The sequence below is a fragment of the Ramlibacter sp. genome, assembly GCF_035554825.1.
Lineage (GTDB): Bacteria > Pseudomonadota > Gammaproteobacteria > Burkholderiales > Burkholderiaceae_C > Ramlibacter.
On the sequence record NZ_DATMHS010000107.1, the window covers coordinates 13,505 to 34,570 of the forward strand.

General features: G+C 71.7%; 17 protein-coding genes. 10 read left to right on the top strand and 7 right to left on the bottom strand.

What is annotated here, in order from left to right; all coding sequences use genetic code 11:
• Window positions 1–15 precede the first annotated feature (15 nt).
• Together VNT59_RS13430 and VNT59_RS13435 are read right to left on the bottom strand one after the other, a co-directional pair.
• Window positions 16–576 (bottom strand): tripartite tricarboxylate transporter TctB family protein, encoded by a 561-nt coding sequence (locus tag VNT59_RS13430; RefSeq protein ID WP_325498918.1) that lies wholly within the window; start codon window positions 574–576, stop codon window positions 16–18.
• Window positions 577–586: 10 nt separating this feature from the next.
• Window positions 587–1,597: a tripartite tricarboxylate transporter substrate binding protein gene (locus tag VNT59_RS13435; protein WP_325498919.1), complete on the bottom strand. Its 1,011-nt coding sequence runs from the start codon at window positions 1,595–1,597 to the stop codon at window positions 587–589.
• Window positions 1,598–1,785: 188 nt separating this feature from the next.
• Between VNT59_RS13435 and rocF the strand changes: the two genes are divergently transcribed.
• Window positions 1,786–2,694 carry an arginase gene (gene rocF, locus VNT59_RS13440; protein WP_325498920.1) on the top strand — a complete coding sequence of 303 codons (909 nt, stop codon included), beginning with the start codon at window positions 1,786–1,788 and terminating at the stop codon, window positions 2,692–2,694.
• A 56-nt stretch (window positions 2,695–2,750) separates the two neighbouring features.
• Here rocF and VNT59_RS13445 read toward each other — a convergent pair whose 3' ends face one another.
• Both VNT59_RS13445 and VNT59_RS13450 read right to left on the bottom strand, forming a co-directional pair.
• Window positions 2,751–4,499 carry a RecQ family ATP-dependent DNA helicase gene (locus VNT59_RS13445; protein ID WP_325498921.1) on the bottom strand — a complete coding sequence of 583 codons (1,749 nt, stop codon included), beginning with the start codon at window positions 4,497–4,499 and terminating at the stop codon, window positions 2,751–2,753.
• Between the two features lie 2 nt (window positions 4,500–4,501).
• The gene (locus VNT59_RS13450) at window positions 4,502–4,837 is read right to left on the bottom strand and encodes a hypothetical protein (RefSeq protein WP_325498922.1); all 336 of its coding nucleotides are present in this window, start codon (window positions 4,835–4,837) and stop codon (window positions 4,502–4,504) included.
• A 690-nt stretch (window positions 4,838–5,527) separates the two neighbouring features.
• Between VNT59_RS13450 and VNT59_RS13455 the strand changes: the two genes are divergently transcribed.
• From VNT59_RS13455 to VNT59_RS13465, 3 genes are all read left to right on the top strand, one after another.
• Entirely contained in the window at window positions 5,528–6,616 is a 1,089-nt protein-coding gene (locus VNT59_RS13455; protein WP_325498923.1) for a hypothetical protein, read from the top strand.
• The gene (locus VNT59_RS13460; RefSeq protein ID WP_325498924.1) at window positions 6,617–7,033 is read left to right on the top strand and encodes a hypothetical protein; all 417 of its coding nucleotides are present in this window, start codon (window positions 6,617–6,619) and stop codon (window positions 7,031–7,033) included.
• 147 nt (window positions 7,034–7,180) lie between these two features.
• Entirely contained in the window at window positions 7,181–7,891 is a 711-nt protein-coding gene (locus VNT59_RS13465) for a ProQ/FINO family protein (RefSeq protein WP_414708389.1), read from the top strand.
• A 55-nt stretch (window positions 7,892–7,946) separates the two neighbouring features.
• Here the strand turns inward: VNT59_RS13465 and VNT59_RS13470 are convergent, their stop codons facing one another.
• Complete coding sequence (locus VNT59_RS13470; RefSeq protein WP_325498925.1) at window positions 7,947–8,558, bottom strand: TetR family transcriptional regulator; 612 nt, start codon at window positions 8,556–8,558, stop codon at window positions 7,947–7,949.
• Between the two features lie 101 nt (window positions 8,559–8,659).
• Here VNT59_RS13470 and VNT59_RS13475 point away from each other — a divergent pair, with 101 nt between their 5' ends.
• Genes VNT59_RS13475 through VNT59_RS13485 form a run of 3 tightly spaced genes read left to right on the top strand, consistent with a single transcriptional unit; the run spans window position 8,660 to window position 14,449 of the window.
• Window positions 8,660–9,895, top strand: coding sequence for an efflux RND transporter periplasmic adaptor subunit (locus VNT59_RS13475; protein ID WP_325498926.1), 1,236 nt, complete (start codon window positions 8,660–8,662; stop codon window positions 9,893–9,895).
• A 10-nt stretch (window positions 9,896–9,905) separates the two neighbouring features.
• Window positions 9,906–13,064 (top strand): efflux RND transporter permease subunit, encoded by a 3,159-nt coding sequence (locus VNT59_RS13480; protein WP_325498927.1) that lies wholly within the window; start codon window positions 9,906–9,908, stop codon window positions 13,062–13,064.
• Window positions 13,064–14,449 (top strand): efflux transporter outer membrane subunit, encoded by a 1,386-nt coding sequence (locus tag VNT59_RS13485; RefSeq protein ID WP_325498928.1) that lies wholly within the window; start codon window positions 13,064–13,066, stop codon window positions 14,447–14,449. Before VNT59_RS13480 ends, VNT59_RS13485 begins: the two co-directional genes overlap by 1 nt.
• A gap of 233 nt (window positions 14,450–14,682) precedes the next feature.
• On the opposite strand, the gene VNT59_RS13490 is transcribed toward VNT59_RS13485, so the two are convergent.
• A complete protein-coding gene (locus VNT59_RS13490) occupies window positions 14,683–17,718 on the bottom strand; it encodes an L-glutamate gamma-semialdehyde dehydrogenase (protein WP_325498929.1) in 3,036 nt (1,011 codons plus the stop codon).
• Window positions 17,719–17,811: 93 nt separating this feature from the next.
• Between VNT59_RS13490 and VNT59_RS13495 the strand changes: the two genes are divergently transcribed.
• Both VNT59_RS13495 and glpK read left to right on the top strand, forming a co-directional pair.
• Window positions 17,812–18,315 carry an Lrp/AsnC ligand binding domain-containing protein gene (locus VNT59_RS13495; protein WP_325498930.1) on the top strand — a complete coding sequence of 168 codons (504 nt, stop codon included), beginning with the start codon at window positions 17,812–17,814 and terminating at the stop codon, window positions 18,313–18,315.
• Window positions 18,312–19,868, top strand: a complete 1,557-nt coding sequence (gene glpK / locus VNT59_RS13500) for a glycerol kinase GlpK (protein ID WP_325498931.1) — start codon at window positions 18,312–18,314, stop codon at window positions 19,866–19,868. Before VNT59_RS13495 ends, glpK begins: the two co-directional genes overlap by 4 nt.
• 18 nt (window positions 19,869–19,886) lie before the next feature.
• Here glpK and VNT59_RS13505 read toward each other — a convergent pair whose 3' ends face one another.
• Window positions 19,887–20,591, bottom strand: a complete 705-nt coding sequence (locus tag VNT59_RS13505) for a YggS family pyridoxal phosphate-dependent enzyme (RefSeq protein WP_325498932.1) — start codon at window positions 20,589–20,591, stop codon at window positions 19,887–19,889.
• 43 nt (window positions 20,592–20,634) lie between these two features.
• Between VNT59_RS13505 and VNT59_RS13510 the strand changes: the two genes are divergently transcribed.
• Window positions 20,635–21,066: type IV pilus twitching motility protein PilT (locus VNT59_RS13510; protein ID WP_325498933.1), on the top strand; the 432-nt coding region annotated here is incomplete at its 3' end.

The window sequence follows — 21,066 nt, forward strand, 5'->3', positions numbered from 1 at the left end:
GCGTGTTGGGAAAGGTCAGGGCAGGCGGACCAGGAACACCATCTCGAACACCAGCCAGGTCGCCACCGAGGCGGCCGCGCCGATCGCCAGCGCCTTGGCCCAGGCCCGCAGCCCGAGCTGGCGCTGCGCCGGGTCACGGCTGAGGCGCTGGAACACCAGGATCGACGCCGTGACGTAGATGGTGGAGGCCAGCCAGAAGGGCAGGCCATGGCCGACGAGCACGACGCCGTAGCCGGTGCACAGCGCGATGGCGATCCAGACGCGCCGGCGCTCCTCGCGCTGGTCGGCCGTGCGCGCCGGCGCGGGCTGCGCCAGCGCGCCGCGGCGCCAGCTGCGCGCCGCGAGCACGCTGCCCAGCAGGGTCATGGCGAGGCCCAGCAGCCCGGGCAGCAGCCCCGGCACGGTGACCGGGTTGATGTGCTGCGCCTCCAGGCGGTCCATCGTGAGGGAACCCACCAGGATGGCCAGTCCGAGCGCGATCCAGCCCGCCGCGTCCTTGAGATCGGAGCGGGGCGGGCTGGCCGCGTCGACCCCGGTCGCGACGGAGTGCTCGGGAACGAGGTCGGGATCGGTCATCCGGGGCGGATCAGGGCTTGGGGATGCCGACGGTGTCGGGCGCGACCTTGGTCTTGCCGCTGGCGTGCAGGTTCCAGACGTTCGCCTGCACGGCCGGGAACACCGCCTTCTGCGCGGCGTCGCCGGACAGCGGGTTGAACAGCGCGCCGCGGCTGGTGGCGTACTTCTTCAAGGCCTCGCTCTTGACGATGTTCTGCGTCCAGATGCGCTCCACGGTCTTCACGACATCGTCCGGCACGCCCTTCGGGATGAAGATGCCGAAATAGTTGGCCGGCGCGGTGAAGCCGGGCACCGACTGCGCCAGCGGCGGAATCACGCCGTAGCCTTCCAGCTCCAGCGGCTTGTCGCTGACGGTGGCGAGCGGACGCAGGCGCTTGCCGCGGATCATGTCGGCCTGCTCCACCGCCAGCTGGGTCGTCAGGTCGGCCTCGCCGGACACCGTGGCGACCACCGCCGGGTTGCCGCCGTCGTAGGAGACTTCCTTGTACTTGACGCCGGTGGCCTTGACGATCTGGTCCATGGCGTTGTGGCCGGCGGAGGTCACGCCGGCCGTCGCGACGCTGATCTGCCCGGGCTTGGCCTTCATGTCGTCCAGCAGTTCCTTGGCGTTCTTCCAGGGCCGGGCGGGGTTCACGCCGATCACCTGGATGTTGGCCACGTTCAGGAACAGGTGCCAATCCTTGATGTTGGTGTTGACCGAGCCGAGCGCCTGGTAGGCGCCCAGGTCCTGCGCGGCGCCGGCGGTCCAGGTGTAGCCGTCCTTGGCCGCATCCATCGCGCTCTTGGTGCCGATCGCGCCGGAGGCGCCCGGCTGGTTGACGATCACGATGGTCTGGCCCAGCGCCTTTTCCAGCTCGGCGGCCGTCACCCGCGTCACCTGGTCGGTGGACCCGCCGGCCGCCCAGGGCACGATCAGGTTGATCGGGCGGGTCGGCTTCCACTGCTGGGCCGCCGCCGGCAAGGCGATGCCGACGGCCAGGGCCGCCAGCGAGACCGAACGCAGGAAAAAGCGCTTGTTCATGGGTAGCTCCAGTGGTTAATTCCCCAAATGGTTAATTAAGACTGTAGAGGACGCTCGATGCCGTGTCAACGAGGTATGCCCGCGTCCGGCCGCGGCCGCGCCGGCGCCCCGGAGGGCGACTGCAGGCACTGCATCCTGTAGCATGCTCGGGGCCCCGCAACCGCGCGCGCCCCTTCACAATGCGGCCGATGAAGAACGTTTCGCTGATCGGCGCGCCCACCGACGTGGGCGCGAGCGTTCGCGGCGCCGGCATGGGACCGGACGCCTTGCGGGTGGCCGGACTGTGCGAGGCGCTGGGCCGGCAGAAGCTGAACGTGCAGGACCTGGGCAACCTGGCCGGGCCGCCCAACCCGTGGGCCACGCCCAGCGGCGGGCTGCGCCATCTGGACGAGGTGGTGGCCTGGAACCGGTCGGTGTTCGATGCCGTGGCCGGTGTGCTGTCGGCGGGCGACTTTCCGCTGCTGATGGGCGGCGACCACTCGGTGGCGATCGGCTCGATCAGCGCCGTCGCGCGCCACTGCCGCCAGGAGCGCAAGCACCTGCGCGTGATCTGGTTCGACGCGCACACCGACGTCAACACCGAGGCCATCAGCCCCAGCGGCAACCTGCACGGCATGCCGGTGGCCTGCCTGCTCGGCCATGGGCCCGATGCGCTGGTCGGCTGGAGCGGCCGGCGGGCGGCGGTGGCGCCCGAAGACATCGACTTCATCGGCATCCGCAGCGTCGACGCCGACGAGAAGGAGGCGATCCGGCTGCTGGGGCTGCAGGTGTTCGACATGCGGCACATCGACGAGCACGGCATGCGCAACACGATGACCGAGGTGCTCGCCGACGTCGACGAGGGCACCCACCTGCACGTGAGCTTCGACATGGACTGCCTGGATCCGATGGATGCGCCGGGCGTCGGCACCGGGGTGCGCGGCGGGCCGACCTACCGCGAGATGCAGCTGTGCATGGAGATGATCGCCGACGCCGGCTGCATGGGCTCGCTCGACGTGGTGGAGATCAATCCCGCGCTCGACGTGCGCAACCGCACCGCCGAGCTCGCCGTGGAGTTTGTGCAGAGCCTGTTTGGCGCCTCGACGCTGGCGCGCTGACGGCCGGTCCGTCGCGCTCTGCCGCTCGTTGCGGGAGCCGCGGCGGTCCGGTGCCTCTACGCCGCCGCCCGGGCCGGCGCGCCCGCCATGTTCAGGGGCCGCGCGGCGCGCAGCCGGCGCGCATGGGCGACGAACTCGGGCTGGAAACAGCGCCGCGTGCCGTCGGAGAAGGCCACGGTCACCTGCAGCGCATTGGACTCCTCGACGACGCCGCGGCCATAGCGCTTCACCTGCACGATGTCGCCGCGCGCGAACTGCGGCTCGTTGGCGGCCTCCGCATGCCCGGAAACCGGCTGCGGCTGCGCCGCGAGGTGGCTCAGCACCGCCTCGTGGGCCGCGATGCGGCGGCAGTTGTCGCAATGGTCGCAGCGCTCGAACGGCGGCTCGCCTTCCAGGTGATCCAGCAGCACGCGCCAGCGGCACTGGCCGGTCTGGGCGTAGAACACCATGCGCTCCAGCCCTTCACGATCCTGCGTGCGCTTGTCGCGGTAGCCGGCCATCAGGTCGTCGAGCGCCGCCGGCGCCAGGCCGGGCCGCTGCACGCGCAGGCTGCCGTCGGCCGCCTGGCGCACGACCTGCTGCCGGCGCAGCTGGCCGAGCGCCACCTGCAGCTTGCTGCGCGGCCGCGCCAGGCGCCCTTGCAGCAGGGCGAGCGTCCAGCCCTCGCCGTCCGGCGGCGGCTCCTGCAGGGTGGCGTAGATCGCCTGCGCATCGTCCTCGGTCGGGTAGCGGCCGGCCAGGAAGAACTGCTGCACTGCCTTGTCGCTGCGCAGGAACAGCAAGGTGCACACCGAGCGCTCGCCGTCGCGACCCGCCCGACCCGCTTCCTGGTAGTACGACTCCAACTGTGCCGGCATCTGGTAGTGCAGCACGAAGCGGATGTCTGGCTTGTGGATGCCCAGCCCGAAGGCGTTGGTCGCGACCATCACCCGGTGTCGGCCGCTCATGAACGCTTCCTGGGCGGCGTGGCGCTCGGCGGCGGCCAGCCGCCCGTGGTACAGGCCGACCGACTCGCCGGCCGCCGCCAGCGCGTCGTGCACCTGCTGCGCGGCCTTGACGGTCGCGGCGTAGACCAGCCCCGGGCCCGCGCTCGCCTGCACCAGGGCGAGCGCGCGCTGCAGCTTGTCCGCCTCGCGCCCCACCTGTTCCACGCGCAGGTCGAGGTTGGGCCGGTACGAACCGGTGTTCACGATGCCGTCCCGGCGGATGCCGAGCTGCTCGCCGATGTCGCGGGCGACGTCCTCGGTCGCCGTGGCCGTGAGCGCCAGCACGGCGGGGCGGCCCAGGCGCTCGAGCGCCGGCGCGATCTCCAGGAACGCCGGCCGGAAATCGTGGCCCCACTGCGAGATGCAGTGGGCCTCGTCGACGACCAGCAGGCTGAGCGGATGGCGCGCCAGCAGCTCGACGAACTCCCGGTCCGCCAGCCGCTCGGGCGTCGTCATCACGATCCTGGCCGTGCCATCGGCCACCGCCTCCTCGGCGGCCCGCTGCGCCTCGCCGCCGAGGGCGCTGTTCAACTGCACCGCCGCGACTCCCAGCGCACGCAGCGACTCGCACTGGTCCTTCATCAGGGCGATCAGCGGCGACGCCACGAGGGTCCGTCCCGGCAGCAGCACTGCCGGCAACTGATAGCACAGCGATTTGCCGGCGCCGGTGGGCATGATCGCCAGCGTCGGCCGGCCGGCGAGCACCCGCTCGATGACCGCCTGCTGGCCGGGGCGCAAGCGCGTCAGGCCGAAGGTGTCGCGCAGCGCCGCCCGCAGCCGCCGCCCCAGGGCGGCTGCCGTCGCGATGGGACGCGCCATGGTCAGCGCGAGTCGGCGTCTTCGCCGGCGTCGTCGAGCGGGTCCGCCGCATCGAGGTCGGTCAGCTCCATGCCTTCGGCGTCCGCCTGCGGGCCGCCGTCGCCGGCGGCAGCGCCGACGATGCGGTCCGGCATGATGTCCGCGCCTTCCTCGAGCTCGTCCATTCCGACGGCGGCCCGCTCGCCGGTGCCCACCGCGTCGCTGTCGGCATGCGCCTCATGCGTGCCGATGGTGTCGCTGCCGCTGTCCGAGTTGTCGCTCGGGCCGAGCAGGTCGGCGCCACGGCCGCTGGGCTGTTCGGGCGCGGCGTCGGCGCCCATGATGCTGCTGTATGCCATGTACTTCTCCGGTCGAACAGATGCATTCAGTGTGGTGGCCGCGCTGGTCCGCGGCAGTCGGAGGGAATGGCGCGGCTGTGTCGGCCGTCGCCGTCCGCCGCGTGGGATTCCGGCTACGCAGCCGATGCCGCGCGCACCCGGCGTTGAACGCACTTCCGTGCTTATTCCACGGACGGTCGAGAAACATACCGTAACCTGCAGTGACGTGTCGAAACGAGTTCGGCATACTGGCCCGGTGTTGTCGTGCTGCCCAGGAAACCGATGGAGTACCAAGCTGTTCACCAGTCACCCGCCGCCCGCGGCGTGACATCGCCCGCGGGCGGAGCGCGCTAAGTGCCCGACCGTTCGCCGCGCCGCACCCGCCGCAGCCTGTTGCTGCTGGCGGCCCTGCTGGTCGTGTGGTTCCTCGTCCTGTTCGTGAGCTGGACGCCGCCCGCCCCGGCGCGTGCAGGCCGCGACGCGTCGTTGGCGCGGACCGCACCGGCGTCTGCGCCCGCGGCGGCACCCGCATTCGCACCGGCCCCGGCCAGGTGAAGCCGCCATCGGCGGGCCGTGATCGAGTTCACGGCAGACTCGAGCAACATCGTGTTACTACCAATGACACTCTGCAACCGGCTGCGGACACTCGTGCGCTGAATCGAAATCGCCGCCTTGGCGGCTGTCACTTGTGAGCCCAAGAAAGGAGTCACCATGAAGATAGGTTGGATCAAGAAACTGACCGCGGCAGCAGCGGTCTTCGGCCTGTGTGCTTCGGCCTCGGCGCAGCTCAACATCGACTTTTCCAATGCCCGCGGCCTCGGCACGGCGCCGGGCAAGGTGCTGATCGAGAACATCAAGGTGCTGACGCCGGTGCAGAACCCCTTCACCGGCACCAGCACCACGGTGGAGACCGGCTACAACGTCATCTTCGACTTCGATCCCGCCTCGCTGCACCTGATCCCCTCGGGCATCACCCAGGCCAGCGGCACCGGCGCCAGCAGCTGCGCCAGCGCGTCGGTGCAGGTCTACAACGCGGTGCTCGGCGCCACGGGCGGCGGCCTGAGCGGCGCGACGGTCACCATCGGCACCCGCTCCGTGGCGACCAACGCCAGCGGGATCGCGGCCTTCACCGGCCTGCCGGAAGGCGTGAATTCGATTTCCGTGACCAGCAACGGCTATGTGTCGGCGACGCAGTCCGCGACGCTCAGCTGCGCCACCCCAACCAACACCGTCGCGGTGGCGGTCTCGCCCGCGGCCGGCACGACCGGCGGCCTGACCAGCGGCCAGTTCCGGGTGATCCTCACCTGGGGCCAGAACCCCAGCGACCTCGACTCGCACATGACGGGACCGAACGCCGATACGACCCGGTGGCACCTGTACTACTCGAACAAGACCGCCGGCGGCATCTGCAAGCTGGACGTCGACGACACCTCCTCGTACGGGCCCGAAACCGTGACCTGCCCGGCCACCGGCACCACCGGCGCGCTGCGCGACGGGGTGTACCGCTACTCGGTCCATCACTACTCCGGCAGCGGCGCCACCATCGGCACCTCGGGCGCCAGCGTGCGGCTCGAGTTCGCCAACGGCACCGTGTACAACTACACGCCGCCCGCGCTCGCCTGGACCGGCAGCAGCAACGTGTGGACCGTGTTCGAACTCACGGTGAGCGGCGGCAGCATCAGCGTCGCGCCGGTCAACACGATCACGACCGGCGTGAGCAGCGGTTCCGTCCGGGCCCAGAAGGCGCCCCTGTTCGGCGAAGCCGAGGACGCCCGGCTGTTCCTGAACCTGGCCAAGTAAATGGCGCGCGGCGCGAGCCGGCGCCCGGGCCGGCCCCTGCTGGTGGCCGGCCTGCTGTCGGTCTGGCTGGGGGTCGCCGTGGCCCTCTGGTGGCCGCAGTCCGAGGAGCCGGCTCAACCGCGGCCCGCGGCGGCGGTCGTGCCCGCGCCGCTGCCGGCGCCGCCAGTCGCCGCCGCGCCGGCGGCCATCCCCGAGCCGCCCGATCCGGCTGCGCTGCCGCCATTGCGGGTCCCCGCCGGTGCCACCGGCCAGGACCCGCTGGCGGCCGCCTTGAAGGCGGCACGCGAGCTTCCGCAGCCGCCGCCGCCACCGGCGATCGCGACGGCCAAGACCCTCGAACAGGCATTCGCCGCGCTGCAGGCGGCGCAGGCGGACACGGCCGTGCCGGCCGGCACCAGCCCCTTCGCCGCCCGGTAGCCGGCGCCCGGCCCGGTCGCGCCGGCGGGTGCCCCCGCGGTCGCGCTGCCGGCCCGGGGGCCCTTATCATTCGCTTCCCTTCCTCCCGCGCGGGCGGCCATGCTCCGGCAGCGGCCGCGCCGCCTTGGCCCCACCACTCTCTCACCCATGAACGAATCCGCGACCACCGACCAGCCGGCGACCGATGCAGTGCAGGAAGCCGGCCCGGCCCCAGCGGTGGCCCAGGAAGCCCGCCCAGCGCGCGAGAAAAAACGGGGGATGCCGCGCGCCAGCGAGGTCCAGCCGACGCTCGAGCAACTGGCCGCGTTGTACCCGCACCTGTTCGGCGCGGTGTTCCGCCCCCTCAAGCGCGGCATCTTCCAGGATCTGCTCGACGCCCATCCGGACGCCTTCGCGCGTGAAGCGCTCAAGGAAGCGCTGTCGTTCCACACCCGCTCCACGCGCTACCTCACCGCCGTGGCGGCCGGCCAGGAACGCCACGACCTGCAGGGGCGCCCGGTCGAGGCGATGGCGCCCGAGCACGTCCATCACGCGTTGCTCGAGGTCTTCCGCCGCCGCCAGGCACGCGGCGCCGAAGACCTGCGGCCGAAATTGCGCGAGCGGATCGTGCAGGCGTTCGAAGCCTCCGGGCTGGCGCGCGAAGACTATGCGCAGCTGGTGCGCGGCCGCGACGAGGCGGCCAACGCGCTGCTCGACGAAGCGCTCGCGATCGCCGCCGAGCGCCGGGCGAAGGACGAAGCGCTGCTGCGCGCGTTCGAAGGCAGCGGCGCCGCGACCGTCGAGGCGTTCGCGGAGATGTACGGCCTCGACCCGCGCGTCGCCGCCAAGTCGCTGGAGCGCGCCCGCAAGGCGAAGTGATGCCGCGGCGCCGGGGGCCGGCTGCCCTGGCCGGCCGCTGCGCCCGGCCTGAAAGTCAGTTCAGGCCCAGTCCGGCCAGATAGGCGTCGATCGCCTGCCGGCCGGCCGCTTCCAGCCGGAACGACGCCGGATCGAGCAGCCAGTTCTGGATCAGCCCATCCACCATCGCGTGCAGGCCGCGCGCCGCGGCAGCGGCGGGAATGGGCAGCGTGCGGCCGCGGGCCAGGGCGCTGCGCTGCAGCGCCTGCTTCATCCGCTGCACGCTCTGGCTGCGCACGGCCAGATGCCGCTCGCGCACCTTGCCGAGGGCATCGGTGTATTCGACCTTCTGCGTGGCGACCTCGAACACCCGCCGCGTCTGGGGATCGGTCGCGGTGCGCCGCAGCGCCGAGAGCAGGGCCGCGCGCAGTTGCGGCAGCGGCTCCGCGCCGTCGCCGGCCTGCTCGAGCGCGTCTTCCAGCGGCAGCGTCACCCGCTCCATCATCGCGTTGAACAGGTCGGCCTTGTCCTTGAAGTGCCAGTAAACGGCGCCGCGGCTGGCGCCGGCCGCCGCGGCGATGTCCTGCAGCGACGTGCCCGAGACGCCCTGGGCCTGGAACACGCGCTCGGCCGCATCCAGCAGGCTGGTGCGGGTCGCCAGGGCGTCTTCCTTGGTGCGGCGGGCCATCACCCAGTATACATTCACCGCTGCATGTATACTGCGGCGCTTCCCCGGGCCAGCGCGGCCCGGTCCGGCGCTGCGCGCCTGGTCATCGCCTGAGGAATTCCATGCCTGTCTTGCCGCCGCACTCCGGGCTCGCGCCTGCCTTCCGTCCCGCCGCCTGGGGCGCCGCGCTCGCGCTGGCCGTGCTGCTGGCCGGCTGTGGCCAGGACCAGGGCAAGAACGCGGCGCCGGCGGCGGCGACCGGCGGCGGCATGCCGCCGCCCGAAGTCGGCGTGGTGACGGTGGCGCCGGGCGAGGTCGGGCTGGTGACGGAACTGCCGGGCCGCCTCGAAGCCTCGCGGGTGGCCCAGGTGCGCGCCCGCGCGGCGGGCATCGTGCAGAAGCGCCTGTTCCGCGAAGGCAGCGACGTGCGCGCCGGCCAGCCGCTGTTTCGCATCGATCCGGCGCCGTACGCCGCGGCGAACGCCAGCGCGCAAGCGGCGCTGATGCGCGCGCAAGCCAACCTGGGCCAGACGACGGCGCTGGCCGAGCGCTACAAGCCGCTGGTCGAGGCCAACGCGATCAGCAAGCAGGAATACGCGAACGCGGTGGCCGCGCAGAAGGCCGCCGAAGCCGAAGTGGCGGCGGCGAAAGCCGCCGTGCAGACGGCGCAGATCAATCTCGGCTATGCGTCCGTCACCGCGCCGATCAGCGGCCGCATCGGACGCGCGCTGGTCACCGAGGGCGCGCTGGTGGGGCAGGGCGAAGCGACGCCGCTGGCGATGATCCAGCAGATCCACCCGATGTACGTCAACTTCACGCAGCCGGCCGCCGACGTGCTGCGCCTGCGCCAGGCGCTGGCGCAGGGGCGCCTGAAGCGCGCGGCCGGCGTCGACGGGGCGCTGGTGCGGGTGGTGCTGGAGGACGGCAGCGAATATCCGCAGCCGGGCAAGCTGCTGTTCTCCGATCTCTCGGTCGATCCGACCAGCGGCCAGATCACGCTGCGCGCGGAAGTCCCCAATGCCAACGGCAACCTGTTGCCCGGCCTCTACGTGCGGGTGCGCCTGGAGCAGGCCAAGGCCGGCGGCGCCGTGCTGCTGCCGCAGCAGGCGGTGTCGCGTTCGCCGCAAGGCGACAGCGTGATGGTGGTCGGCGCCGACGGCAAGGTCGCGCCGCGGCCGGTGCAGATCGGCGCGGCGCAGGGCAACGACTGGGTCGTGCTCGGCGGCCTCAAGAACGGCGAGCAGGTGGTCGTCGACGGCTTCCAGAAGATCCGCCCCGGCGCCCCGGTGAAGCCGGTCCCGTGGCAGGCCGGCGGTCCGGCCGCGCCGGCGGCAGGCGCTTCCGCGGCCAGGTCCTGAGGAGCGCCACGTGGCCCGATTCTTCATCGACCGACCGATCTTCGCGTGGGTCATCGCGCTGTTCATCATCGTGGCCGGCCTGGTGTCGATCACGCAGCTGCCGATCGCCCAGTACCCGCCGGTCGCACCGCCGACCATCGTGCTCACGGCGGTCTATCCCGGCGCCTCGGCATCGACGCTGGAGGAGTCCGTCATCAGCGTGATCGAGCAGGAGATGAACGGCTCGCCCGGCCTCATCTACATGGAGTCGGTGACGCAGGCCAGCGGCGTGGGCCAGATCACGATCAGCTTCGAGCCGGGCACCAATCCGGACCTGGCGCAGGTGGACGTGCAGAACCGGCTGGCGCGCGCGACGCCGCGCCTGCCGTCGGCCGTGACCCAGCAGGGCGTGCGCGTCGACAAGGCGCGTTCCAACTTCCTGCTGTTCGCGATCCTGTCGTCCGACGATCCCAAGATCACGCCGGTGGAACTGGGCGACTACGCGTCGCGTTCGGTGCTGCCCGAGATCCAGCGCCTGCCGGGCGTCGGCCAGGCCCAGCTGTTCGGCACCGAGCAGGCGATGCGGATCTGGATCGACCCGGCCAAGCTGGTGAGCTTCGGGCTGTCGGCCGCCGAGGTGAACGGCGCCATCCGCGCCCAGAACGCGCAGGTCTCGGCCGGCGCGATCGGCGACCTGCCCAACGTCGCCGGCCAGGGCATCGCCGCCACCGTGGTGGTGCCGGGGCAGCTGTCCTCGGTCCAGCAGTTCGGCAGCATCGCGTTGCGCGCCAATCCCGACGGCTCGACGGTGCGGCTGCGCGATGTCGCCCGCATCGAGCTGGGCGCCGCCAACTACGCCACCGCCGCCCGTCTGAACGGCAAGCCCTCGACCGGCATCGGCGTGCAGCTCGCACCCTCCGGCAACGCGCTGGCCACCGCGGCCGGCGTGCGCAAGCGGATGGACGAGCTGTCGAAGTTCTTCCCCGCCGGCGTCAAGTGGGACATCCCGTACGACACCTCGCGGTTCGTGAAGATCTCGATCGAGGAGGTGGTCAAGACGCTGTTGGAAGCCGTGGCGCTGGTGTTCCTGGTGATGTTCCTGTTCCTGCAGGACTGGCGCTACACCCTGATCCCGACCCTGGTGGTGCCGATCGCCCTGCTCGGCACCTTCGGCGCGCTGCTGGCGCTGGGCTTCTCGATCAACGTGCTCACGATGTTCGGCATGGTGCTGGTGATCGGCATCGTGGTCGACGACGCCATCGTCGTGGTCGAGAACGTCGAGCGGATCATGAGCACCGAGGGGTTGCCGCCGCGCGAGGCCACGCGCAAGGCGATGGGCCAGATCCAGGGCGCCATCGTCGGCGTGACCGTGGTGCTGATCTCGGTGTTCGTGCCGCTGGCGTTCTTCGCCGGCGCCACCGGCAACATCTACCGCCAGTTCGCCACCGTGATGGTGGCCTCGATCGCCTTCTCGGCGACGATGGCGCTGTCGCTGACGCCGGCCTTGTGCGCCACCTTGCTCAAACAGGTGGAAGCGGGCCATCACCACGAAAAAGGCGGGTTCTACGGCTGGTTCAACCGCGGCTTCTCGAACACCGCCAAGAACTACGAGAGCCTGGTCGCGCGGCTGCTGCGGCGGGCGGCGCGCTACCTGCTCATCTACGCGGCGATCATCGGCGCGGTGGTGCTCCTGTACCGCACCCTGCCGACCTCCTTCCTGCCGGCCGAGGACCAGGGCACGATGCTGGTCAACGTGCAGTTGCCGCCGGGGGCCACCCAGGAGCGCACGCGCCACGTGATCGAACAGGTCGAGCGCTACATGCTGCAGCAGCCGGAGGTGCAGAGCATGGTCGGCGTGCTGGGCTTCAGCTTCTCCGGCCAGGGCCAGAACGCCGGCCTCGCGTTCGTCTCGCTGAAGGACTGGAAGGACCGGCCGGGCGAGGCCCACGGCGTGCAGGCGATCGTCGGGCGCGCGTTCAGCGCGCTGTCGACGATCCGGGACGCGATCATCTTCCCGCTGAGCCCGCCGCCGATCCCCGAGCTGGGCAGCGCCTCCGGCTTCACCTTCCGCCTGCAGGACCGCGCCGGCGCGGGGCACGAGGCGCTGGTGGCCGCGCGCAACCAGCTGCTCGGCCTGGCCGGTCAGAGCAAGCTGCTGGCGCAGGTGCGGCCCGAGGGCCTGGAGGACGCGCCGCAGCTGCAGGTCGAGATCGACCGCGACAAGGCGCAGGCGCTGGGCCTGTCGTTCGACGCCATCAACGCGGCGCTGTCGACCGCGCTCGGCTCGTCCTACGTCAACGACTTCCCGAACCGCGGACGGATGCAGCGGGTGGTGGTGCAGGCCGACGCGCCGTCCCGGATGCAGCCGCAGGACCTGCTGCAGATCAACGCCATGAGCCAGCAGGGCAAGCTGGTGCCGTTCTCGGCCTTCGCCACGACGCGCTGGATCACGGGTCCGATGCAGACCGTGCGCTACAACGGCTACCCGGCCATGCGCATCTCGGGCGCCGCGGCGCCAGGCTACAGCTCCGGCGCGGCGATGGCCGAGATGGAGCGGCTGGCGGCCCAGCTGCCGGCGGGCTTCGGCTACGAATGGACCGGCCAGTCGCGCGAGGAAAAGCTGGCCGGCTCGCAGGCCATGGTCCTGTACGGCTTCGCGATCCTGGCGGTGTTCCTGTGCCTGGCCGCCCTGTACGAGAGCTGGTCGATCCCGCTCGCCGTGATGCTGGTGGTGCCGCTGGGGGTGCTGGGGGTGCTGCTGGCCACCCTGCTGCGCGGCTATGCCAACGACGTGTACTTCCAGGTCGGCCTGATCACCATCATCGGCCTGTCGGCCAAGAACGCGGTGCTGATCATCGAGTTCGCCAAGGACCTGCAGGCCCAGGGCCAGTCGCCGATCGAGGCGGCCCTGGCGGCCGCGCACCTGCGGTTCCGGCCGATCATCATGACGTCGATGGCCTTCGGCCTGGGCGTGCTGCCGCTGGCGCTGGCCACCGGCGCCGGCTCGGCGAGCCAGCGCGCGATCGGCACCGGGGTGCTGGGCGGCATGCTGACCGGCACCGGGCTGGCGGTGTTCTTCGTGCCGATCTTCTTCGTCGTGGTGCGCAGCTATTTCAAGGGCAGCGAGCGGCAGCGGCGCATGTACCGCCACGAACTCGACGGGGCCGCCCCGGCCGAAGGAGGCCATTGATGACCCGATCCATTCGCCGTGCCGCGCTGCTCGCGGTGCTGGGGGCGGCGCTGCTGGGCGCCGGCTGCTCGATGATGCCCGCCTACCAGCGCCCCGCCGCGCCGGTGCCAGGCAACTGGCCGGCGCCCAGCGCCGCCACCGGCGCCGGCGCGGCGGAACTGCCCTGGCAGCAGTTCTTCGGCGACGCGCGGCTGCGGCAACTGATCTCGATCGCGCTGGCCGGCAACCGCGACCTGCGGGTCGCCGTCCTCAGCATCGAGCAGGCCCTGGCCCAGTACGACATCCGCCGCGCCGACCAGCTGCCGACCGTCGGGGCCACGCTGGGCGGCTCGCGCGTGCCGGCCAGCGAGGGCCACAAGACGAGCTACAGCGCCGGCCTCGGCTTCAGCACCTGGGAGCTGGACTTCTTCGGCCGCGTGGCGAGCCTGAGCGAAGCGGCGCTGGCCCAGTACCTGGCGACCGAGGAGGGACGCAAGGCCGTCCAGATCAGCCTGGTCGCCAGCGTCGCCAACACCTGGCTCGCGCTGGTGGCCGACGAGGAACTGCTGGAGCTCACGCGCCGCACGCTCGCCACCCGCGAGGAGTCGCAGCGGCTGGTGCGCCTGCGCTTCGAGCATGGCGTGACCTCGGAACTCGACCTGCGGCAGGCCCAGTCGCTGGCCGAGAGCGCGCGCGTCACCCTGGCCCAGCTGACGCGCCAGCGCGCGCTGGACCTGGACGCGCTGGCCTTGCTGCTCGGCCAGCCGGTGCCGCCGGAGATCGCGGCCGAGCCCAGCACCGTATCGATCACGCTGCCGGACGTGCCGGCCGGCACGCCGTCGGAGGTGCTCACCCGCCGTCCCGACGTGCGCGCCGCGGAGCAACAGCTGGTGGCCGCCAACGCCAACATCGGCGCGGCGCGCGCCGCCTTCTTTCCGCGCATCTCGCTGACGGCCGGCGTCGGCAAGGCGAGCGACCAGCTGTCGGGACTGTTCCAGGGCGGCGGCTGGGGCTTCAGCGTGGCGCCCCAACTGCTGCAGCCGATCTTCGACGCCGGGCGCAATCGCGCCGGACTCGCGGCGGCGACGGTCGGACGCGACATCGCGCTGGCCCAGTACGAGCGGACCATCCAGACGGCCTTCCGGGAAGTGTCGGACGCGCTGGCCGGCCGCGCCACCTTCGGCGAGCAGCTGCGCGCGCAGGGCCAGGTGGCCGAAGCCGAGGCGGCGCGCTACCGCCTGTCGGAGCTGCGCTACCGCAACGGCGTGGCCAGCTATCTCGACCTGCTCGATGCCCAGCGTTCGCTGTTCGTGGCGCAGCAGGCGCTGGTGCAGACGCGGCAGCAGCAGCTGCAGAACCAGGTGCTGCTGTATCGCGCCTTGGGCGGCGGGTGGGCCGCGCCTTGAAGTGGCGGGTTCCGGGCGCCGACATTCCTCGAACGCGGAGCAACGCAAAGGATTCGCAGACGACGCAGAGGACGCGGAGCAATCGGAGGTCGGCGCCCCCGCGTGACCTGGCTCCGTCATTCTTCTAGCGTCTTCCTTGTCTTCTCTGCGGCCTCTGCGGGCCCCTGGCGACCTCTGCGTTCAACAGGACGCGGGCGCAGCGGAGCGTCGCCGCAGCGCGCCACGCCGCCACCTCACGAAACAGATGCCAGCAGCGCCACGTTCCCGCCGGCGGCGGTGGTGTTGATGGTCAGGGTCTGCTCGGCGCAGAAGCGATACAGGTAGTGCGGCCCGCCGGCCTTGGGGCCGGTGCCCGACAGGCCTTGGCCGCCGAACGGCTGTACGCCCACCACGGCCCCGATCATGTTCCGGTTCACGTACACGTTGCCAACGTCGGCCCGTGCGGCGAGCGCCTGCGCGCGGCTGTCGATGCGGGTCTGGATGCCCAGCGTCAGGCCGTAGCCGAGCGCGTTCGCCTCGTCGATCACGGCCTGCGGGTCGCCGTCCCAGCGCACCACGTGCAGCACCGGGCCGAAGATCTCCTCCCGCACCTGCGAGATCCGCTCCACTTCGAAGGCCTGCGGCGGCAGCAGGCGGCTGGCCGGCGGGAAATCGCCCGGCGGCAGCAGCGGCCGCGCCTCCCGCCGCAGCCGCCGCAGGTGGCGCTGCAGGTGCTCGTACGCCTCGCCGTCGATCACCGGGCCGACGTCCGTGCCCGGCAGCGCCGGATCGCCCACGGCCAGTTCGCGCGCCGCCCCGGCGACCATTTCGATCACGGCATCGGCGATGCCGGCGTGCACGCACAGCAGCCGCAGCGCCGAGCAGCGCTGCCCGGCCGAGCGGAACGCGCTTTGCAGCACGGCGTCGGCGACCTGCTCGGGCAGCGCCGTCGAGTCGACGATCATCGCGTTGATGCCGCCGGTCTCGGCGATCAGCGGCAGCAGCGGACCGTCCTGCGCCGCCAGCGCGCGCTGGATGGTGCGCGCCACCTGGGTCGAGCCGGTGAACACGACGCCCGCGATGCCGGGTTGCGCCACCAGCGCCGCGCCCACGGTCTCGCCGGGTCCGTGCAGCAGCTGCAGCGCCTCCCGCGGCACGCCGGCGGCATGCAGCAGTCGCACCGCCTCGGCCGCGATCGCCGGCGTCTGCTCGGCGGGCTTGGCCAGCACCGTGTTGCCGGTGGCGAGCGCCGCCGCGATCTGGCCGGTGAAGATCGCCAGCGGAAAGTTCCACGGGCTGATGCACACCCAGGCGCCGCGCGGCGTCAGCCGCAGCTCGTTGTGTTCCCCGGTGGGCCCCGGCAGCAGCACCGGCTGCTGGATCCGCTCGGCTTCGGCGGCGTAATAGCGCAGGAAGTCGACTGCCTCGCGGACTTCGGCCACGCAGTCGCCCCAGGTCTTGAACGCCTCCTTCACCAGCAGGCCCGCCAGCCGCGGCAGCTGGTCTTCCATGGCGGCGGCGGTCTGGCGCAGGATGGCGGCGCGCGCTTCGACCGGCACGGTGCGCCAGGACGCGAACGCAGCGCGCGCCCGCTGCACGGCGGCCGGCACCTGCTGCAGCTCGAACGGTGCCACAGCCGGCACCTGCAGGCCGGCGCAGGCCGCCAGCAACGGCTCGCGCATCTCGGGCACCGCCAGGTCCAGCCCCCGGCTGTTGCGGCGGCCGGCGCCATAAAGCTGCGGCGGCAGCGCCAGCGACGGGGCCGGCTGCGGCCGCAGCGGCGAGGCGAGCAATTCGTCGATGCCGACGGCGTCGTCGGCGAGCTGGTGCACGAACGAGGAGTTGGCGCCGTTTTCCAGCAGCCGCCGCACCAGGTACGCCAGCAGGTCGCGGTGGCGCCCGACCGGCGCGTAGACCCGCAGCGGCATCTGGCCGGCCGCCGCCGACGCTGCGCCTGGCGTGGCCGGGTGGCCGTTCAGCGTCGACGCCGCCCCAGTCGCCGGGGCTGAGCCCAGGATCTCGCGGTACAGGCCCTCGCCCATGCCGTGCAGGCGCTGGAACTCGAAGTTCGCGCCGCTGCCCTGCGCCATGCGCAGGATCGCTGCGGCCGTGCCGGCGTTGTGGGTCGCGAACTGCGGATAGATCGCATCGGCGGCCTGCAACAGGGCGCGGGCGCAGGCCAGATAAGCGATGTCGGTGTGTTGCTTGTGCGTGAACACCGGATAGTGCGCCAGCCCGAGCTCCTGCGCCCGCTTGATCTCGGCGTCCCAATAGGCGCCCTTGACCAGCCGGCACATCAGGCGCAGCCCGTGGCGCCGCGCGATGGCGACCACGGCCTGCACCAGCTCCAGGGCGCGGGTCTGGTAGGCCTGCAGCGCGAGGCCGAAGCCGCGCCACTGCGGCTGCTCGGCGGCCACCCGCGCGGCCAGTGCCTCGAACACCTCCAGCGAGAGCTCCAGCCGGTCCACCTCCTCGGCGTCGATGGTCAGGCCGACGTTGGCGCGCGCGGCCTGCTCGCACAGCGTCCACACCCGCGGCACCAGTTCCTCGAGCACGCGCTCGCGCTGCAGCGCCTCGTAGCGCGGGTGCAGCGCGCTCAGCTTGATCGAGATGCCGTCGTTGGCCTCGACCGGCTGCGCCGGGTCCACCGCGGCCGCGATCGCCGCGATCGCCTGGCGGTAGGCCTCCAGGTAGTGGCCGGCGTCGGCGTCGGTGCGCGCGCCCTCGCCGAGCATGTCGTAGGAGAACCGCAGCAGCGGCAGGGCCCGCCGGTCGGCGTCGGCGTGCCGCATCGCCTCGCCGATGTCCTGCCCGAGCACGAACTGGCGCCCGAGCAGTTGCACCGCCCGCAGCGTCGCCGCCACCACCGTGCGGGCGCCCAGCTTGCCGAGCAGCCCGCCCTCGTGTTCGGCGCCGGGCAGCAGCTTCTTGGACATGGCGATCGCGGCATCCGACAGTCGCGCCAGCGCACTGTCGCTGCCGCTCTCGAATTCAGCCCGTCCCAGCTGGTCGGCGGTGAGGGCGATCGCCGTCGGCGCATCGGGCACCCGCAGCAGCGCTTCGGCCAGGCGCATCAGGGCCAGGCCTTCGCTGCTGCCGATCGGATATTCCTTCAGCAGCCGCTCCATGGCCCAGAACGGCGGGGGATGGCGGCGTACCGCTTCGACCCAGGGCCGGGCGCGGGCCGCGGCCAGCGGCCAGTCGACCGCCCCCTGGAGGAATTCGAGGTGGCGGGCCACGATCTCGGCCTCGGGCCGGTACGGCGAAGGCAGGCGCTGGGTGGGGGGCATGGCGGCTCCGGACTTGGAAATGTCCAGATGGTGGCGGGCTTCCTGGTGAAGTTGGCGCTAAATTCCGTCTATCGACAGAATAAAACTCCGCAGATGGCCACGAAAACCGCTGAAATCGATCGCATCGACCGCAAGATCCTGGACGTGCTCCAGCGCGAGGGGCGGATCTCCAACCTCAAGCTGGCCGAGGCAGTGGCCTTGTCGCCGACGGCGGTGCTGGCCCGGGTGCAGCGCCTGACGCGCGAGGGCTACATCCTCGGCTACGAGGCGCGGCTCGACCCGGCCAAACTCGACGCCGGCATGCTGGTGTTCGTCGAAGTGCTGCTCGATCGCACCACGCCCAACGTGTTCGAGGCCTTCAAGGCCGCGGTCCAGGTCTACCCGGAAGTGATGGAATGCCACATGGTGGCCGGCGGCTTCGACTACCTGCTCAAGACCCGGGTGGCGGACATGCAGGCGTATCGCCATTTCGCGGGCACGGTGCTGTGGCAGCTGCCCGGCGTGCGGGAAACGCGCACCTACGCCGTGATGGAGGAAGTCAAGAGCACGGCGCGGCTGGCCTTGGGCGTTCGAATCCAATACAGTCGCTCGCCATGACGTATCTCCTCGCTCTCGACCAAGGCACCTCCAGTTCGCGCAGCATCGTGTTCGACGAGCAGGGCCGCATCGTGGCCCAGGCCCAGCAGGAATTGCCACAGATCTATCCCCAGCCGGGCTGGGTCGAGCACGACCCGATGGAGATCTGGCGCGGCCAGCTGGCCACCGCGCGCGCGGCACTGCAGCAGGCCGGGCTGTCGGCGGGCGACATCCGCGCGCTGGGCATCACCAACCAGCGCGAGACGGCCATGCTGTGGCATCGCCATTCCGGCCGGCCGGTGCACCACGCGATCGTGTGGCAGGACCGGCGCGGCGAGCCGCTGTGCGCCCGCTTGCGCGAGCAGGGCCATGCGGCGCTGATCCGGTCGCGCACCGGGCTGCTGATCGACTCCTACTTCTCGGCCACCAAGATCCGCTGGCTGCTCGATCACGTGCCCGGCGCGCGCGAGCAGGCCGAGCGCGGCGAACTCGCCTTCGGCACCATCGACAGCTGGCTGCTGTGGCAGCTCACCGACGGCGGCCTGCACGCCACCGACGTGACCAATGCCTCGCGCACCATGCTGTTCGACGTGCATCGCAACCAGTGGGACGCCGAGCTGCTCGCGCTGCTCGACATCCCGGCCTCGCTGATGCCGCAGGTGCTGCCGTCGAGCGCCCACTACGGCGCCACCGCCGCCTCGCTGCTGGGCGCGCCGGTGATGATCGGCGGCGTGGCCGGCGACCAGCAGAGCGCGCTGTTCGGGCAGGCCTGCTTCCGGGCCGGCATGGCCAAGAACACCTACGGCACCGGCTGCTTCCTGCTGATGCACACCGGCCAGGAAGCGATCGTGAGTCGGAACAATCTCCTGACCACGATCGCATCGCAGGGGCCGGCCGCCCTCTCCCGCGCGGGGGAGGGTCGGGGCGGGGGCGGGCACATGACGGCAGCTTCGCTGCCTTCCAATGCCTACGCCTTGGAAGGCAGCGTGTTCGTCGGCGGCGCGGTGGTGCAGTGGCTGCGCGACGGGCTGCGGGCGATCAAGGCCAGCGGCGAAGTGCAGGCGCTCGCCCAGAGCGTTCCCGATTCCGGCGGCGTGATGATGGTGCCGGCGTTCACCGGACTGGGGGCGCCGTACTGGAACCCGGACGCGCGCGGCACCATCACCGGCCTGTCGCGCGGCACGACGGTGGCCCACATCGCCCGCGCGGCGCTCGAGAGCATCGCCTTCCAGAGCGCGGCGCTGCTGCAGGCCATGAGCCGCGATGCGGTGGCAGCCGGCGCCGCGCCGGTGAGCGAACTGCGGGTGGACGGCGGCGCCTGCGTCAACGACCTGCTGATGCAGTTCCAGGCCGACCTGCTGGGCATTCCGGTGGTGCGGCCGGCGGTCACGGAGACCACGGCGCTCGGGGCGGCCTACCTGGCCGGGCTGGCCGCCGGCGTGTACGGCAGCACCGACGAGCTTTCCGGTCTGTGGCGTGCCGAGCGCCGCTTCATGCCGACCTTGCCGGCCGAGCGCGCCGCCGCCCTGATGGCGCGCTGGGAGCACGCGGTGCGCCAGGCCACGCTGGCCTGAGGCGGCCGGCCGGGCCGCTCAACCGGCGGCGCGGTCCTTGCCCGGACGGACGCCGAAGATCGCCGTCCCGATCCGCACCATGGTGCTGCCGGCGGCGATCGCCGCCTCCAGGTCGGCGGTCATGCCCATCGACAAGGTGTCCAGCGCCAGCCCGCTGGCCCGCAGCTCGTCGAACAGCGCCCGCGTCCGCTGGTGCACTGCCTGCTGCGCCAGCGGGTCGGGCACCGGCTCGGGAATCGTCATCAGCCCGCGCAGCTTGAGCCGCGGCAGCCTGGCCACTTCGAGGGCGAGCGCCGCCACCTGCGCCGGCGCCACGCCCGACTTGGTCGGCCCGCCGTCGATGTTCACCTGGATGCACACCTGCAGCGGCGGCCGGTCGTCGGGGCGCTGCTCGGACAGGCGCTGCGCCACCTTCAGCCGGTCGATGGTGTGGACCCAGTCGAAGTGGGTGGCGACCAGGCGCGTCTTGTTGCTCTGGATCGGTCCGATGCAATGCCATTCCAGCGGCAGGTCGGCGAGCAGGGCGATCTTCTCCACCGCCTCCTGGATGTAGTTCTCGCCGAAGGCGCGCTGGCCGGCCGCGTACGCCTGGCGCACCGATTCCGGGCCGAAGGTCTTGGAGACCGCGAGGAGTTGTACTTCGCCCACGCCGCGGTGCGCTGCCGCACAGGCGGCGGCGATGCGCTGGCGGACGGACTGGAGGTTGCTCTGAATGGTCGTCATAATCCAACGCACCCGAGGGGCATGCGAGGAACGAGAGGGACCCGTGGATATTACCCAGCTGCTGGCTTTCAGCGTCAAGAACAAGGCATCGGACCTGCACCTGTCGGCCGGCCTGCCGCCGATGATCCGGGTCCACGGGGACGTGCGCCGCATCAACGTCGAACCCCTGGACCACAAGCAGGTCCACGCGATGGTGTACGACATCATGAACGACACGCAGCGCAAGGCCTACGAGGAGTTCCTGGAAGTCGACTTCTCGTTCGAGATCGACAGCCTGGCGCGCTTTCGCGTCAACGCCTTCAACCAGAACCGCGGCGCCGGCGCCGTGTTCCGGACCATCCCCTCGAAGATCCTCACGCTGGAGCAGCTCAACGCGCCCAAGATCTTCGGCGAGCTCGCGCTCAAGCCGCGCGGCATGGTGCTGGTGACCGGCCCCACCGGCTCGGGCAAGTCGACGACGCTGGCGGCGATGGTC

What these genes read in the sequence shown, in the direction of transcription:
- VNT59_RS13430 (WP_325498918.1), bottom strand. Translation starts at nt 576, where the DNA reads ATGACCGATCCCGACCTCGTTCCCGAGCACTCCGTCGCGACCGGGGTC.
- VNT59_RS13435 (WP_325498919.1), bottom strand. Translation starts at nt 1,597, where the DNA reads ATGAACAAGCGCTTTTTCCTGCGTTCGGTCTCGCTGGCGGCCCTGGCC.
- rocF (WP_325498920.1), top strand. Translation starts at nt 1,786, where the DNA reads ATGAAGAACGTTTCGCTGATCGGCGCGCCCACCGACGTGGGCGCGAGC.
- VNT59_RS13445 (WP_325498921.1), bottom strand. Translation starts at nt 4,499, where the DNA reads ATGGCGCGTCCCATCGCGACGGCAGCCGCCCTGGGGCGGCGGCTGCGG.
- VNT59_RS13450 (WP_325498922.1), bottom strand. Translation starts at nt 4,837, where the DNA reads ATGGCATACAGCAGCATCATGGGCGCCGACGCCGCGCCCGAACAGCCC.
- VNT59_RS13455 (WP_325498923.1), top strand. Translation starts at nt 5,528, where the DNA reads ATGAAGATAGGTTGGATCAAGAAACTGACCGCGGCAGCAGCGGTCTTC.
- VNT59_RS13460 (WP_325498924.1), top strand. Translation starts at nt 6,617, where the DNA reads ATGGCGCGCGGCGCGAGCCGGCGCCCGGGCCGGCCCCTGCTGGTGGCC.
- VNT59_RS13465 (WP_414708389.1), top strand. Translation starts at nt 7,181, where the DNA reads ATGAACGAATCCGCGACCACCGACCAGCCGGCGACCGATGCAGTGCAG.
- VNT59_RS13470 (WP_325498925.1), bottom strand. Translation starts at nt 8,558, where the DNA reads ATGGCCCGCCGCACCAAGGAAGACGCCCTGGCGACCCGCACCAGCCTG.
- VNT59_RS13475 (WP_325498926.1), top strand. Translation starts at nt 8,660, where the DNA reads ATGCCTGTCTTGCCGCCGCACTCCGGGCTCGCGCCTGCCTTCCGTCCC.
- VNT59_RS13485 (WP_325498928.1), top strand. Translation starts at nt 13,064, where the DNA reads ATGACCCGATCCATTCGCCGTGCCGCGCTGCTCGCGGTGCTGGGGGCG.
- VNT59_RS13490 (WP_325498929.1), bottom strand. Translation starts at nt 17,718, where the DNA reads ATGCCCCCCACCCAGCGCCTGCCTTCGCCGTACCGGCCCGAGGCCGAG.
- VNT59_RS13495 (WP_325498930.1), top strand. Translation starts at nt 17,812, where the DNA reads ATGGCCACGAAAACCGCTGAAATCGATCGCATCGACCGCAAGATCCTG.
- glpK (WP_325498931.1), top strand. Translation starts at nt 18,312, where the DNA reads ATGACGTATCTCCTCGCTCTCGACCAAGGCACCTCCAGTTCGCGCAGC.
- VNT59_RS13505 (WP_325498932.1), bottom strand. Translation starts at nt 20,591, where the DNA reads ATGACGACCATTCAGAGCAACCTCCAGTCCGTCCGCCAGCGCATCGCC.